The 14,853-nt window shown below is 70.1% G+C and carries 14 protein-coding genes; 11 read left to right on the top strand and 3 right to left on the bottom strand.

The features are described 5' to 3' along the window. Positions 1 to 80 precede the first annotated feature (80 nt). The 7 genes from ACFO5K_RS20525 to ACFO5K_RS20495 all read left to right on the top strand — a co-directional run bounded on the left by ACFO5K_RS20525 (position 81) and on the right by ACFO5K_RS20495 (position 8,117). Positions 81 to 1,076: a helix-turn-helix transcriptional regulator gene (locus tag ACFO5K_RS20525; RefSeq protein WP_378565310.1), complete on the top strand. Its 996-nt coding sequence runs from the start codon at positions 81 to 83 to the stop codon at positions 1,074 to 1,076. Beyond that, entirely contained in the window at positions 1,073 to 2,056 is a 984-nt protein-coding gene (locus ACFO5K_RS20520) for a helix-turn-helix transcriptional regulator (RefSeq protein ID WP_378565307.1), read from the top strand. The genes ACFO5K_RS20525 and ACFO5K_RS20520 overlap by 4 nt, the downstream gene beginning before the upstream one ends. Then, positions 2,053 to 3,081, top strand: coding sequence for a 2-dehydropantoate 2-reductase (locus ACFO5K_RS20515; RefSeq protein ID WP_378565304.1), 1,029 nt, complete (start codon positions 2,053 to 2,055; stop codon positions 3,079 to 3,081). The genes ACFO5K_RS20520 and ACFO5K_RS20515 overlap by 4 nt, the downstream gene beginning before the upstream one ends. Before the next feature lie 92 nt (positions 3,082 to 3,173). Then, positions 3,174 to 3,440 (top strand): Sec-independent protein translocase subunit TatA, encoded by a 267-nt coding sequence (tatA, locus tag ACFO5K_RS20510; RefSeq protein ID WP_378565301.1) that lies wholly within the window; start codon positions 3,174 to 3,176, stop codon positions 3,438 to 3,440. Positions 3,441 to 3,551: 111 nt separating this feature from the next. After that, positions 3,552 to 4,505 (top strand): twin-arginine translocase subunit TatC, encoded by a 954-nt coding sequence (gene tatC, locus ACFO5K_RS20505; RefSeq protein ID WP_378565298.1) that lies wholly within the window; start codon positions 3,552 to 3,554, stop codon positions 4,503 to 4,505. A 3-nt stretch (positions 4,506 to 4,508) separates the two neighbouring features. Then, complete coding sequence (locus ACFO5K_RS20500; RefSeq protein ID WP_378565295.1) at positions 4,509 to 7,205, top strand: DEAD/DEAH box helicase; 2,697 nt, start codon at positions 4,509 to 4,511, stop codon at positions 7,203 to 7,205. Positions 7,206 to 7,355: 150 nt separating this feature from the next. Further along, positions 7,356 to 8,117 (top strand): DUF4333 domain-containing protein, encoded by a 762-nt coding sequence (locus ACFO5K_RS20495; protein WP_378565292.1) that lies wholly within the window; start codon positions 7,356 to 7,358, stop codon positions 8,115 to 8,117. 55 nt (positions 8,118 to 8,172) lie between these two features. Here the strand turns inward: ACFO5K_RS20495 and ACFO5K_RS20490 are convergent, their stop codons facing one another. Continuing rightward, positions 8,173 to 9,150, bottom strand: a complete 978-nt coding sequence (locus ACFO5K_RS20490; RefSeq protein WP_378565289.1) for a 5'-3' exonuclease — start codon at positions 9,148 to 9,150, stop codon at positions 8,173 to 8,175. Positions 9,151 to 9,300: 150 nt separating this feature from the next. On the opposite strand from ACFO5K_RS20490, the gene ACFO5K_RS20485 reads away from it, so the two are divergent. Next, entirely contained in the window at positions 9,301 to 10,428 is a 1,128-nt protein-coding gene (locus tag ACFO5K_RS20485) for a M24 family metallopeptidase (RefSeq protein ID WP_378565286.1), read from the top strand. Positions 10,429 to 10,487: 59 nt separating this feature from the next. On the opposite strand, the gene ACFO5K_RS20480 is transcribed toward ACFO5K_RS20485, so the two are convergent. After that, positions 10,488 to 10,886, bottom strand: a complete 399-nt coding sequence (locus ACFO5K_RS20480; protein WP_378565283.1) for a TIGR03618 family F420-dependent PPOX class oxidoreductase — start codon at positions 10,884 to 10,886, stop codon at positions 10,488 to 10,490. A 150-nt stretch (positions 10,887 to 11,036) separates the two neighbouring features. Between ACFO5K_RS20480 and ACFO5K_RS20475 the strand changes: the two genes are divergently transcribed. Beyond that, a complete protein-coding gene (locus ACFO5K_RS20475; RefSeq protein ID WP_378565280.1) occupies positions 11,037 to 11,792 on the top strand; it encodes an SDR family NAD(P)-dependent oxidoreductase in 756 nt (251 codons plus the stop codon). Here ACFO5K_RS20475 and ACFO5K_RS20470 read toward each other — a convergent pair. Further along, positions 11,746 to 12,180, bottom strand: coding sequence for a hypothetical protein (locus tag ACFO5K_RS20470; RefSeq protein WP_378565277.1), 435 nt, complete (start codon positions 12,178 to 12,180; stop codon positions 11,746 to 11,748). The two genes, ACFO5K_RS20475 and ACFO5K_RS20470, sit on opposite strands and share 47 nt — an antisense overlap. A gap of 45 nt (positions 12,181 to 12,225) precedes the next feature. Between ACFO5K_RS20470 and cbiE the strand changes: the two genes are divergently transcribed. Both cbiE and ACFO5K_RS20460 read left to right on the top strand, forming a co-directional pair. Next, positions 12,226 to 13,458, top strand: coding sequence for a precorrin-6y C5,15-methyltransferase (decarboxylating) subunit CbiE (gene cbiE / locus ACFO5K_RS20465; protein ID WP_378565274.1), 1,233 nt, complete (start codon positions 12,226 to 12,228; stop codon positions 13,456 to 13,458). A 642-nt stretch (positions 13,459 to 14,100) separates the two neighbouring features. Then, entirely contained in the window at positions 14,101 to 14,853 is a 753-nt protein-coding gene (locus ACFO5K_RS20460; RefSeq protein ID WP_378566223.1) for a cobalt-precorrin-6A reductase, read from the top strand.

Raw genomic sequence — 14,853 nt, 5'->3', positions numbered from 1 at the left:
GGTGACGCCGTGATCCTCGGGCCGGGCGCAACTGTGCGCCGACGCGCGGGAGACCGGGGCCGACCATTACCCTCTAACGGGTGGCGATATCCAAGGTCGAGCGGCTGATGAATCTGGTCATCGCGCTGCTGTCGACCCGGCAGTTCCTGAGTGCGGAACGTATCCGCACCAGTGTGGCCGGTTACGAGGAATCCGCGACCGACGAGGCGTTCAGCCGGATGTTCGAGCGCGACAAGAACGAATTGCGCGACCTGGGCATCCCGCTCGAGGTCGGTCCGGTGGGGCGGTTCTCGACGCTGGAGGGCTATCGGATCAACCGCGACGCCTACGAGCTGCCCGATATCGACCTGTCCAGCGAGGAAGCGGCCGCGGTCGCCGTCGCGGTGCAGATGTGGGCCTCACCCGAGCTCGCCGGCGCGGCCGAGGGCGCGTTGCTGAAGCTGCGCGCCGCCGGCGTGACGGTCGAAACCGACAATGTCGGTGTGTCGGTGCCCGCGGTACCGGCCCGCACCCGGGGCTCGGAGCCGGTACTGCGCGAACTGCTCGCCGCGATCGATGCCGGGCAGGCGGTGCGCTTCGGCCACCACAGCGCGGTCACCGACCCGTTCGTGACCCGCGACGTGGAACCCTGGGGTGTGGTGACCAGGCACGGCCGGTGGTATCTGGTCGGGCACGACCGCGAACGCGACGCCGTGCGCACCTTCCGGCTCTCGCGCATCGGCGGTGAGGTGCGCCCCTACGGGCCGGTCAACGCGGTGCACAAACCCGACGACGCCGACCTGCGCGCGATCGTGGACCGGGTCACCGGCGCGGCCCCGGTCACCGGGACGGCCACCGTGTGGGTGGCCAAGGGCCGCGGGCGCGAACTGCGCCGCATCGGCACCGAGGTCGACACCCGCGACATCGGCGGCCGCCCGGGTTCGGTACTCGAGCTGCCGGTGCGCTCCCGTGACTGGGTGGCCCGGCTGATCACCGGCCTCGGACCCGACGTACTGGTCCTGGAACCGCCGCAACTGCGCGCCGATGTGATGAACCGGCTACGGTCGGTACTCGACCACACGGAGGTGGCGTTGTGAGTTCGCGCCTGTCCCTGCGCCTTTCGCGCCTGCTGAACATGGTGCCCTACCTGCTCGCGCACCCCGGCATCAGCGCCGCCGAGGCCGCCGCCGAGCTCGGGGTCACGACCAAACAGCTGATGAGCGACCTCAACCAGCTGTGGATGTGCGGGCTGCCCGGCTACGGTCCCGGCGACCTGATCGACCTGTCGTTCTCCGAGGAGAGCATCGAGGTCACCTTCTCCGCCGGAATCGAACGCCCACTGCGCCTGACCTCCACCGAGGCCACCGCCCTGCTGGTGGCGCTGCGCTCGATCGTGGAGATGCCGGGCATGGTCGACCCGACCGCCGCGCACGCCGCCATCGCCAAGATCGAATCGGCCATCGCCAGCAGCGACGCGGTGGTCACCGGCAAACCGGTCGACGTGCCCGTCGAGCAACCCGTCGTGGCCACCGTGCGCAGCGCACTGGCCGAAGCGAAGGCGCTGCGGCTGGTCTACTACTCGGCCAGCCGCGACGAAGTGTCCGAACGCATCGTCGACCCCATCCGGGTGGTGCTGGTCGACAACAACAGCTACCTGCAGGCCTGGTGCAGGCAGGCCGAAGGGGTGCGCCTGTTCCGGTTCGACCGCATCGAAGACGCCACCGAACTCGACGAACCGGCCCGCCCACCCAGCCACGCCGCCGCCGACGCGGCGGCCCTGGACCTGTTCCAGGACGACCCCGACGCGCCGATGGCCCGGCTGCGCATCCGCACCGACTACGCCTGGATGCTCGACCAGTACCCGATGCACCGGGTGCGGTCCACCCCGGACGGCAGCATCGAGGCGGGCATGCGTTTCGCCTCGCCGGATTGGATGGCGCGACTGCTGCTCGGCTTCGGCACCGGGGTGCGCGTACTCGGCCCACCGGAGCTGGTGGCCGCGGTGCGCGAACGTGCCGATGCCGCCCTGGCCGCCTACGCGGCCGCCGGACTGCTGGGGGAGACCGAACCCGCGTGAGCCAGCGAGTACTGGTCCTCGGGGCGGGCAGCGTCGGGGTCTTCGTCGGCGGTCTACTGGCCGCGGCGGGCATGGAAGTCATCTTCGTCGGGCGCCAGCGCGTGCTCGACGACATCGCCGAGCACGGACTGTGCCTGACCGATCTGGACGGTGGTTCCACCGAGGTCAGCCCCGATCGGTTCGGGCTGGCACTGGCACCGGACGAACCGGAACTGGCCGACCTGGTGCTGGTGACCGTGAAGTCACCGGCCACCGCCGCGGCCACCCGCGCCGTGGCCGGTCGGTTGCGCCCGGGCACGCCGGTGGTGAGCCTGCAGAACGGCATCGGCAACGACACCGTGATCAAGGAGATCCTGCCCACCAGCGTCGTGCTGGCGGGCATGGTGCTGTGCAATGTGGTGCACCGCGGCCAAGGCCGCTTCCACCGGGCCAGCGAAGGCGGGCTCGCCGTCCAGGACGACCCGATCGTCGACCGGTTCGCCGAGCACTTCCGCGCGGCGGGCCTGCCGCTGCGCCGCCACCGCGACCTGCGCCCGGTCCAGTGGGCCAAACTGCTGCTCAACCTCAACAACCCGATCAACGCCCTGTCCGGTAGGCCCCTGCGCGAGGAGATCGCCGACCGCGACTACCGCCGCTGCCTCGCGCTGACCCAGTCCGAAGCCCTCGCGGTGATGAACACTGCGCGAATTCGACCGGCCCGGCTGACCCCCGTCCCGCCCGAACTGATGGTCCGTCTGCTGCGCGTGCCCGACCCCGTTTTCCGCCGGCTGTTCGGCCGGGTCCTGGCCATCGACCCGCTGGCCCGCTCGTCGATGGCCGATGACCTGGCACTGGGCCGCCGTACCGAAATCGCGTGGTTGTGCGGGGAAATCGTGCGCCTGGGCGAGATGGTCGGGCAGCCGACACCGGTGAATCGCCGGCTCACCGAGCTGATCAGAATTGCCGAAGCGGGTGACCCGCGGCGGTTCACCGGCAGCCGGTTGTTCGCCGAGCTCACCGCGGCGGCGGCGGCCGTCCGGGGTTGAACGGGTGGCGAACACCGCTGCGGGCGAGCATCCACCGAGGTCCGGATCCAGGTAGCATCGGTGATCACCACAGTCTTTGGAGGTATCTGATAATGGGCACGTTCAGCTGGACGCACCTGCTGATCATCGCGTTGCTGTTCGTCCTGCTCTTCGGCGCGAAGCGACTGCCGGACGCCGCGCGCGGTCTCGGCCGCTCGCTGCGCATCTTCAAGAGTGAGGTCGGGCAGATGCAACAGGAATCCGGCACCCCCGCCACGTCGACCGAGTCTGCCGCCACACCGGCGCCGCCGCAGCAGTTGCCTGCCTCGGCCCCGCAGGCACAGACCCCGGTCGCCGACCCGCAGCACAAAACGGTCTGACCCAGGAGTTCACCCCGGAGCGGTAACCACCGCTCCGGGGCGTAGTGCTGTGTAGTCGAGCACGCGTAGTCGAGCAACCGCCGAACCGAGGGTTAGAGGCCACCACCCACCATGCGCATTCCGTTCGATCCCCGGCGCAGCAAGCGCAGGACGAATCCCGACGGCACCATGTCGTTGGTCGAGCACCTGCAGGAATTGCGCACCCGGCTGTTGCTCGCGCTGGCCGCGATCGCGGTCACCACGCTGCTCGGCTTCTTCTGGTACGCGCAGTCGCTGTTCGGGCTGGAAAGCCTGGGTGAGATCCTGCGCGGCCCCTACTGTGCGCTACCCGAATCGACGCGCGCGAGCCTGACACCCGACGGTGCCTGCCGATTGCTGGCGACCGGTCCGTTCGAACAATTCATGCTGCGGTTGAAGGTCGGCTTCACCGCTGGTGTGGTGATGGCCGCGCCGTTCTGGCTGTATCAGCTGTGGGCGTTCATCACCCCGGGCCTCTACAACAAGGAACGCCGCTACGCGTTCGGCTTCGTGGGGATCGGTTCGGTGCTGTTCGTCACCGGCGCCGTGCTGGCCTACGTGGTGGTGGCACACGCGTTGTCGTTCCTGTTGACCATCGGTGACAACGTCCAGATCACCGCGCTCAGCGGTACCCAGTACTTCAGCTTCATCATCCAGTTGCTGATCATCTTCGGGGTGAGCTTCGAAACCCCGCTGGTGGTCATCGGGCTCAACCTCGTCGGTGTGCTGCCGTACGCGAAGCTCAAGGCGTGGCGGCGCGGCATCGTGTTCGGCTTGTTCTGCTTCGCCGCGGTGGTGACCCCGCAGGATCCGTTCTCGATGCTGGCGCTGGCGATCGCGCTCACGGTGCTGTTCGAGTTGGCCGTGCAGTTCGCCCGGTTCAACGATGCGCGCCGGGCGCGGCGCGAGGCGGCCGAGGGCTTCGGACCGCTCTCCGACGAAGAAGCCTCCCCGCTCGGCACACCGGACCCGGTCGCCCCGGCCGACCCGGTCGCGGACGCGCAGAAAACCGGGCGCCCGGTGTCGGACTACTCCGATACGCTCTGAGATGTGACCGATTCTCCCGCGCGGACCAGTGAGTTGGCGCAGTTCGCCAGCGAGATCTCGTTCGAACTCGACCCCTTCCAGCGCACCGCCTGCGCGGCCCTGGAGGAGGGGCACAGTGTGCTCGTCTGCGCCCCCACCGGCGCGGGCAAGACCATCGTCGGTGAGTTCGCCGTGCACATGGCGCTCGCCTCGGGCGGCAAGTGCTTCTACACCACCCCGATCAAGGCGCTGTCGAACCAGAAGTTCGCCGACCTGACCGCCCGCTACGGCCGCGACAGCGTCGGCCTGCTCACCGGCGACCAGTCGATCAACTCCGACGCGCCGGTGGTCGTGATGACCACCGAGGTGCTGCGCAACATGCTCTACGCGTCCTCGGACTCGCTGCGCGGGCTGTCGTACGTGGTGATGGACGAGGTGCACTACCTGGCCGACCGGTTCCGCGGCGCGGTGTGGGAGGAAGTGATCCTGCACCTGTCGCCGGACGTGCGCCTGGTGAGCCTGTCGGCGACGGTGTCCAACGCCGAGGAGTTCGGCGCCTGGATGGAGACCGTGCGCGGCGACACCGCGGTGGTGGTCGACGAGACCCGGCCGGTGCCGCTGTGGCAGCACGTGATGGTCGGCAAGCGGATGTTCGACCTGTTCGACACCAAGTCCAGCGATCAGAAGGTGCTGGTCGACGAAGACCTGGTCCGGTTCATCCGCCAGCGCGAGAACGCCGACCGGATGCACGGTTACGGCGGTCCACGCGGGCGCGGCGGGCGCGGCAACTTCCGGCCGCTGCCCCGGCCGGAGGTACTGGCCCGGCTCGACGACGAAGGTCTGCTGCCGGCGATCACCTTCATCTTCAGCCGCGCCGGCTGTGACGGCGCGCTGGCCCAGTGCCTGCGGGCGCGCCTGGACCTGAGCAGGTCCGGCGATGCCGCGGCGATCGACGAGATCATCGAGAAGCACACCGGCGACCTGCCGAAGGCCGACCTGGAAGTGCTGGGTTACTGGGAGTGGCGCGAGGCGTTGCACCGGGGGCTGGCCGCCCATCACGCGGGCATGCTGCCCGCGTTCCGCCACACCGTGGAGGAACTGTTCGTCAAGGGCATGGTGCGGGCGGTGTTCGCGACCGAGACGCTGGCGCTCGGGATCAACATGCCCGCGCGCACGGTGGTGCTCGAACGGTTGGTGAAGTTCAACGGTGAATCCCACGCTGAACTCACTCCCGGCGAGTACACCCAGCTCACCGGCCGGGCTGGTAGGCGCGGCATCGATGTCGAGGGCCATGCGGTGGTGCTGTGGCAGCCCGAGGTCGACACCAGCGCCGTCGCCGGTCTGGCCTCGACCCGCACCTATCCGTTGCGCAGTTCCTTCCGGCCCGGCTACAACATGTCGATCAACCTGATCGACCGGATGGGCGCCGAAGAGGCACGCACCCTGCTGGAACGGTCCTTCGCCCAGTTCCAGGCCGACCGCTCGGTGGTCGGGCTGGTGCGCGGCATCGAACGCAACCAGGGCGCGCTGCGCAAACTGGAGAACCAGCTCGGTGGCGTCGACGGTGACTTCATGGAGTACCTGTCGCTGCGCGAGCGGATCAAGCAGCGCGAGCGCGACATCCAGCAGCAGGGGCGCGCCGACCGGCGTGGCGCGGCGGTGCGGGCGCTGATCGAATTGCGCCGCGGTGACGTGGTGGCCATCCCGTCGGGCAAGCGCGCCGGGCTCGCGGTGATCCTGGAACCGGATCAGACACCGGGCGATCCGCGCCCGCTGGTGCTGACCGAGGACCACTGGGCGGGCCGGGTGTCGGCGGCCGACTTCCCGGTGCCCGCCGAGACACTGGGGCACATGCGGTTGCCGCGCCGGGTCGACCATCGCACCGCGCGGTCGCGGCGCGATCTGGCCTCGGCACTGCGCAGCACCGGCATCTCGGCCCCGGGCAGGCGCAGGCGCAGAGACCACACCCGGGCCGGGGAGGACCGTCAGCTCGCGACGTTGCGCCGCAGCCTGCGCGCCCACCCCGCGCACAGCCGCCCCGACCGGGAACAGCTCAGCCGCACCGGAGAGCGCTATGCCCGGCTGGTACGCGAAACCGAGTCGATGCGCCAGAAAGTTGCCGCGACCACGAACTCGCTCGCGCGTACCTTCGACCGGATCGTCGGGTTGCTCGAGGAACGCGGCTTCGTCGAGCGCGGTGAGGTGACCGCGGCGGGCAGGCGACTGGCGCGCATCTACGCCGAGAGCGACCTGGTGGTCGCCGAATGCCTGCGCCAGGGCCTGTGGCGTGGTCTGGGCCCGGCCGAACTTGCCGGCGTGGTCTCGGCGCTGGTCTTCGAGTCGCGGCAGGAGACCGGGCTGCTGATGGCCGCGGGCCCGACCGAGCCGATCCGCCGCGCGCTGGCCGCCACCATCGGGGTGTGGTCGCAGCTGCGTGCCGACGAAGCCCGCCACAAGCTGCCGCCCACCCGCGAACCCGATCTGGGGTTCGTCACCGGCGTCTACAAATGGGCGCGCGGGGACGCATTGGCCGATTCGTTGCTGGCCAGCGGCGACCAGGGCACCACCATGTCGGCCGGCGATTTCGTGCGCTGGTGCAGGCAGGTGATCGACCTGCTCGATCAGATCCACAACACCGCCGACGATCTCGAGATAGCGGGCACCGCGGCCAAAGCCGTGCGCGCGGTGCGGCGGGGTGTCGTCGCGGTGGACGCCGCGTAGTCGATTCGTCTGTGATTTGATTTCTTGGCGTGCCGGATGACGGTGGAGGGGGCGTGAGCCGACGTGCCTGATGGAACTGAGCACGCTTGCGTTGGCTGACCGGCAGGCAACGGCTACCGTATGTACAACGAGGCGAGTGGAGGCGAGTGGATGAGCGGCCCGTATGGACCGAACGGCCCGGGGGAGGGGAGCAACGACCCCACCCAGCACTGGGGGGGACAGCCTGGGACCGGCGGTGCCGGTCCCACGCAGCACTGGGGAGGTGCGGCGCAGCCACCGCAGCAGCCACCGCAGGGCGCCCAGCCCACCCAGCACTGGGGTGATCCGAATGCCCAGCAGCCGCAACCGCAGTGGGGCCAGCCGCCGCAGCAGCCCGCCCAGCCGCCGCAGTGGGGCCAGCAGCCCCAGCAACCGCCGCAGCCGACCGGGCCCCAGCAGCAGTGGGGCCAGACCCAGCCGCCGCCGCAGGACTGGAATGCCCAGGCGGGCAACGCCCAGCAGCCGTGGGGTCAGCAGCAGCCACAGCAGCAGTGGGGCCAGCAACCCCCACAGCAGCAGCCACCGCAGCAGTGGGGCGCGCAGCTGCAGCCGCAGTCCGGGGGCAAGAGCAAGGGTCTGATCATCGGCCTGGTCATCGCCGGTGTACTGGTGGTCGCCGCGCTGATCGGTCTGCTCGTGGTGCTGTTGTCCGCCGACGAGCTGGACCAGTCCGCCGTGCAGAACGGTGTCGCGCAGGTGCTGAAGGATTCCTACGGCATCGCCGACGTGTCGGATGTGTCGTGCCCGTCCGGCCAGAAGGTCGAGGTCGATGCGACCTTCACCTGCGAACTGAAGGTCAGTGGCGAGGCGAAGAACGTCACCGTAACCGTCACCAAGGAAGACGGCACCTACGAGGTCGGCCGTCCGAACTGACGAGTCGCACACCAGCTTCCGGGCCGTCCGCACGAACGCGGGCGGCCCGGTGTCGTCAGTGCCGGGCGTGTGTGGTGGTGAGCGCGGTGACCAGTCGGGTGATCGGGCTCTCGGCGTTGTAGGCCGCGGCGAGGTCGAGCAGGCGTTGCGGGTCGGCCGGGGTGGCGGGCAGGGTGTCGGGGCCCGACAGCACGACGTCCGCGTCGCGCACCACCCGCACCACGGGGGCGGCGACCTTCAGATAGTCCTGTGCCGCGACGAGTTTCGCCCGCACGCCCTTGGCCAGGCCGGAGCCGGGGTCCTCGACGGCGGCCAGGAGCGCATCGAGTGAACCGTAGCGGGTGATCAGTTGCGCGGCGGACTTGTCCCCGATGCCGGTGACACCGGGCAGGCCGTCGGAGGCGTCACCGCGCAGCGTCGCCATGTCGGCGTAGGCGGGGCCCGCATTCTGTTCGGGTACACCGTATTTCGCCGACACCTCGGCCGGTCCGAACAGTTCGGCCTTGGCCAGCCCGCGACCGGCGTAGAGCACTCGCACCGGTGGGGCCGGATCGTCGCGGACGAGTTGCAGCAGATCGCGGTCACCACTGACCACGATCACCGGATCGGTGTCCTCCCGGCTGGCGAGCGTGCCGAGCACGTCGTCGGCCTCGAGGCCGTCGGCGCCGCCCGTGGCGATCCCGGCCGCGGCGAGGACGTCCAGGATCATCTCGACCTGTGGGGTGAGCGTGTCGGGGACCTGCTCGGCGCCGGGTGCGGCGACACCGCTGACATCGAGCCGGTGCGCTTTGTACGAGGGGACCAGCGCCACCCGGAACGGTGGTCGCCAGTCCAGGTCCAGCCCCACCACGAGCCTGCTCGGCCGGTGCTTGGTGATCAGTGCGGCCACCATGTCGGTGAACCCCCGTACCGCGTTCACCGAGCGGCCGTCGGGGCCCCGGAGCTTGTCGGGGATCGCGTAGTAGGCGCGGAACCAGAGGCTGGCGCCGTCGAGGATCAACAGGGGTCCACGGGTGCTCTCGGCAACGGTCACATCGTGATTGTGCCTTGTGCGTCCGACAGGAAGACGCTGCCGCCGTCGATCGGTGCGGTGGCAGGTCGCGCGCATCGGCCCGGCGGGACCGTCCCGCTTCGCGCGGGCGAATCGGCGCGCGCCGCGGCGCGGCGGGTAACGTCGGAAGCTATGAGCGCGCACACGACTGCCAGGTTCGCGGCGGATGTCTACGGTCAGCGATTGGAGCGGGCGGTGGAGCTGATGCGGGCGGCGCATCTGGACGCCCTGCTCATCACCCCCGGCCCCGACCTGCGATATCTCATCGGATCCGACGCGCAATCCTTCGAACGGCTCACCTGCCTGGTGATCCCGGCCGACGGGTCGACACCGTCGGTGGTGATCCCGAAGCTCGAGCTCGCCGCCCTCGCGGGGTCGGCGGCCGGTGAGCTGGGGTTGCGGGTGCTCGACTGGGTCGACGGAGTAGACCCGTACCAACTGGTCCGTTCGATCCTGCACGCCGGTTCGCGCATCGCCGTCGCCGATGCCATGCCCGCCCTGCACCTGATTCCCCTCGCCGAATCGACCACCGGGCTGCCGTCCTCGGCCACTCCGGTGCTGCGCCGGTCGCGCATGATCAAGGACGAGGCCGAGATCGAGGCCCTGCGCCGCGCGGGTGCCGCGATCGACCGCGTGCACGCCCGCATGGGCGAGTTCCTGCGCGCGGGCCGCACCGAGGCCGAGGTGAGCGCCGACATCACCGCCGCGATCGTCGAAGAAGGCCACACCGAGGCCGAGTTCGTCATCGTCGGCAGCGGCCCCAACGGCGCTGTCCCGCACCACAGTTGCTCCGAACGTGTCATCGAGGACGGTGACGTGGTCGTGATCGACATCGGCGGCCCGGTGCCGCCCGGCTACTACTCCGACTCCACCCGCACCTACGTCCTCGGCCAACCGAGCAAGCAGGTCGCCGATCGCATGGCTCTGCTCGAGCAGGCCCAGGCCGCCGCCGTCGCCGCCGTGCGCCCCGGCGCCACCGCCGCATCGATCGACGCCGCAGCCCGCACCGTGCTCACCGACGCCGGTCTGGGCGAGGCGTTCGTCCACCGCACCGGCCACGGGATCGGCCTGTCGGTGCACGAGGAGCCCTACATCATGACGGGCAACGACCTGGTACTCGAGCCGGGCATGGCGTTCAGCATCGAGCCGGGGATCTACTTTCCCGGCCAGTGGGGTGCGCGGATCGAGGACATCGTGGTGGTCACCGACGACGGTGCGGAGCCGATGAACCAGCGTCCGCACGGCCTCACGGTGCTGTAGTCGTGGTGTCCTGGGCGGCATCAGTCCCGTAGCTGTTTGCGGACCAGGCCGCGTGGCGGCTACTTCAGGGCGCTGGAAGACAGCACGCGGCGCACCTGAACGGCGACGACCACGCGGGTCGGGTTCGCCCGTGGCACCCGGTATCGCTCGGTGTAGCGGCGCTCCGCCTCGGCGACATCGTCGGGATCGGCGAGCACGGTGGCCGGGCCCTCGAGGGTGAGCCAGCGTGCCCCGTCGACCTGGCTGACCGCCGCGTACCCGCCCCGCCCGGCATTGCGGGCCTTCACCGACGCGCCATCGGTGATCACCCGGGCGATCCCGCTGTCGGGGTCCCAGGTGAAGCCCACTGCCACCACGTGCGGGGTGCCGTCGGCGCGCAGCGTCGTGAGCGTGGCGAGGTGCCGCTCGGTGACGAAGTCGAGGGCGGCGGGGGACAGCTGTGTGGTCGCGGTCGGCATGTCGACCACGCTAGTCCTGCTCGGCGGCCGGCCGCTTCGCGGGCACACCGGCACAGTGGCCCTCTACCGGGACCTTCCACCGGCTGCGCGGCCGATGCGAACAGGAAGCACGGAGTACGGGAATACGGGGGTGGATGACAGACTGAGCGCATGGGAAAGCAGCAGACGAGCGACGGACCGGTGCTGGTCCTGGGCGGGCGCAGCGAGATCGGCCTCGAAGTGGCGCGCAGGCTCGCGCCGGGACGGGTGGTGATCCTGGCCGCCCGCCGGGCCGACGCTCTGGCCGAGGAGGTGGAGCAGGTGCGCGCCGCGGGCGCGAGCGCGGTGCACACGGTCGAATTCGATGCCGACGAGACCGCGACCCACGCCGCGCTGCTGGAGAAGATCGCCGCCGAACACGGCGGTATCGCGACCGCGGTGCTGGCCTTCGGCGTACTGGGTGACCAGGCCCGCGCCGAACGTGACCCCGCGCATGCGGTGGCCGTGGTGCACACCGACTACCTCGCCCAGGTGAGCGTTCTCACGACGCTGGCGACCCTGCTGCGCGCCCAGGACACCGGCCAGATCGTGGTGTTCAGTTCTATAGCCGGCGTGCGGGTGCGGCGCGCTAACTATGTGTACGGCTCGGCCAAGGCGGGTCTGGACGGATTCGCGAGCGGCCTCGGTGACGCTCTGCACGGCACCAAAGTCCAACTGCTGCTGGTGCGATCGGGTTTCGTGATCGGCCGGATGACGACCGGCATGGACCCGGCCCCCATGTCCAGCACTCCCGACCAGGTCGCCGACGCCGTCGTCCGCGCCCTGGGCAAGGGCGCGACCCGCGTCGCGGTCCCCGGTCGACTCGCCCTGGCCTTCTTCGTCATGCGGCTCCTGCCGCAGTCGGTCTGGCGCCGGATGCCCCGGTGACCGCCTTCCCCACCGTGATCGCCGTCTCGACGCCGGCAGGACTGGTGACCGGTTTGCGTGCCCCGGCCGTGCGGTCGAAGGCCGCCGAATCGGTGACCGCCGTCCGTGCGCCGGTCGGCGCGAAGTCCCCGGAAGCAGTGACCGGTTCCCGTGTCCCGAACGCGGCCGCGAAGCCCGCAGGCTCGGAGGTCGCCCGCTGTGCACCGGTCGTGGCTTCGGTGGCAACGGGCCGTCCCCACCGCGGCTGCTCGGCCGAGACGGTCTCCAAGGCCAAGGCCAAGGCCAAGGCCACGGCTACGGCTACGGCTACGGCTACGGCTACGGCCACGGCCACGGCCACGGCCACGGCTACGGCCAAAGCCACGGCCACGGAAACGGCGTCGGCCACGGAAACGGCGTCAGCAGTCGCGGGAAGTGCTTGGACGGGGGTCCGATGAGCGCGGTGGAATGGACAGGCGTCCCGATCCAGGTGGTCGGGATCGGAGCCGACGGCTGGGCCGGGCTGGGGGAGCGGGCCAAGGTCGCGGTCGAGGGGTGCGAGGTGGTGTTCGGTTCCGCGCGGCAACTCGCGTTGCTGCCTTCCGGCACGGCCGAGCGGATCGCGTGGCCGACTCCGCTGCTGCCCGCGATCGCGGAGTTACTCACCCGTCACGCCGATCGGTGCATCGGTGTGCTCGCCAGCGGTGACCCCATGTTCTACGGTATCGGCGCCACCCTGGCCCGGCTCGTCGGACCGCAGGGCCTACAGGTGTACCCGCAACCGTCGTCGGCCTCATTGGCCTGTGCCCGGCTCGGTTGGCCGCTGGCCGAGACCCCCGTGGTGAGCGTGGTGGCCCGTCCGCTGCCGACGGTGTTGCCGGAACTGGCCGACCGTCGTCGCCTGCTCGTCCTGAGCGAGAACGAAACCACCCCCGCAGCCCTAGCGAAACTGCTGTGCGACAACGGTTTCGGTGGTTCCACGCTCACCGTGCTGGAACAGCTCGGCGGCGAGTCCGAACGCACGGTCACCGCCACCGCGGTGGACTGGTCGCACCCGCCCGGTGATCCGCTCAACCTCTGCGCCGTCGAATGTGTCGCCGACCCGGCCCACCCGCGGCGCACGCGTATGCCCGGCCTGCGCGACGACGCGTTCACCGGCGACGGGCAGCTCACCAAAGCCGAGATCCGGGCGCTCACCGTCACCGCGCTGGCGCCCGCACCCGGCGAGTTGCTGTGGGATGTCGGCGGCGGTTCGGGCACCATCGCCATCGAATGGTGCCGGACCCACCCGTCGTGTCGCGCGGTCACCTTCGAGCGGTTGCCCGCCCGCCGTGACCAGATCGCGGGCAACGCGCGCGCCCTCGGCGTGCCCGGCATCGTGGTGCGCGGTGAGCTGCGCGCCGAACTCGCCGAGGACGCGACGCCGGCCCCGGACGCGATCTTCCTCGGCGGCGGCCTGACCCAGGACGGCCTCTTCGACGACTGCTGGCGCCGCCTTCGCCCCGGCGGGCGCCTGGTCGCCAACGCGGTCACCGCCGAATCGGAGGCGCGGTTGCTGTCGTGGTCGCACCGCTACGGCGGCACGCTGCGCAAATTCCAGATCTATCGCGGGGAGGCGCTGGGCGGCTTCACCGCGTGGCGGCCGCAGCTGCCGGTGGCGCAGTGGACGGTGACCGCGCCTCGTTGAGGCCGGTCCCACGACCGACGGCGAATCGGGGAGAATTCGCTGTCGGTCGACTTTTCATCGGCGTGCGGAAAATAACGCTGCTGTTGACCGGTGTGCCCGGAGTTTGCCGGTTTCGCCAGTCTGCGGCGAAAGCAGACCTTTTAGTCTGGGTAGATATTCGGAATTTCCGTCGGCTCGCCCGGCCTGTGGTGCTCGTCCCCGACTCGGCAGTGACGTTCGTACGGAATGGCACAGTGTCCCCGCCGGACTCGATGACAACCTCGGCCGGGTGTCCAAGAATTTTTCGCCGTCCGTTCGGGGTCGGTGCCGCTCGAATCCAGGTATCGGACCCGTGGCCCGGGCCCGCGCGTCGGGCACAATGGTGCTGGTCAATCGTCCAATTGGAAACCTACGTGATCACGGCCAGATCACGGGGAAATTACGACGCGTCTGCACGTGCATCGGCAATCTCACCCCGAAAGTAGCGATCCGGAGGTGTAACACTTCCGCGCCGGGGGTAAGGTCGGGCGCGGCCCGGGCAAATCCCGGACCGATTTTTCCGTTGATGGGGAGATACATGAAGTACTCGAAGTGCACCACCCCCGCGCTGCCGACACCCTTCGTGACCGGCATCGCTGACTGGGCCTACGTCGGCGGGCAGCCCTGAGGATCCTGATCCTCGGCGGCACGGGCGAAGCCCGGGAGCTGGCCCGGATCGCGTCCGGGGAACGAGGATTCGACATCGTGTCCTCCCTCGCCGGACGAGTGGCCAATCCGCGGTTACCCGTCGGCCCGGTGCGCATCGGCGGGTTCGGTGGCGTCGAGGGCCTGCGAACCTGGCTGCGCGAGAATCGCATCAATGCTGTCGTGGACGCCACCCATCCCTTCGCGACCCAGGTCAGCGCCCACGCCGCGACCGCCGCTGCGGATCTCGACCTGCCCGCGGTACACCTGTGCCGCCCCGAATGGGTGCAGCGCCGCGGCGACCTGTGGACACGCGTACCCGACCTGGCCGCGGCCGCGGCCGCCCTGTCGCAGCACGGCGAACGAGTCCTGCTCACCATCGGCCGCCAAGGAGTCGGCGCGTTCGCCGACTGCGTGCGGCACCGCTTCGTTATCCGCGCCATCGACGCACCCCAGACCCCGCTGCCGCAACGCTACGAATTGCTGCTGGCGCGTGGGCCGTTCACCTTCGACGAGGAACTGGTGCTGATGTCGCGCCACCGCATCGACGTGCTGGTCACCAAGAACAGCGGAGGTGCGCAGACCGAGGCGAAGATCGACGCCGCCCGCACGGCGGGAGTGCCGGTCGTGATGATCGATCGGCCACCGCTGCCCGCCGGAGCCGTCGCGGTCGACGATGTGTCGGCCGCTGTCGACTGGTTGCGGACCGTCGGCTCACACAGCGTGCACTGA

Origin of the sequence: Nocardia halotolerans (assembly GCF_042650145.1) — a bacterium.
In the GTDB taxonomy this organism is placed as follows: domain Bacteria; phylum Actinomycetota; class Actinomycetes; order Mycobacteriales; family Mycobacteriaceae; genus Nocardia; species Nocardia halotolerans.
The sequence above is the reverse complement of the archived record's forward strand: the minus strand, read 5'-3'. Positions and strand labels throughout refer to the sequence as shown.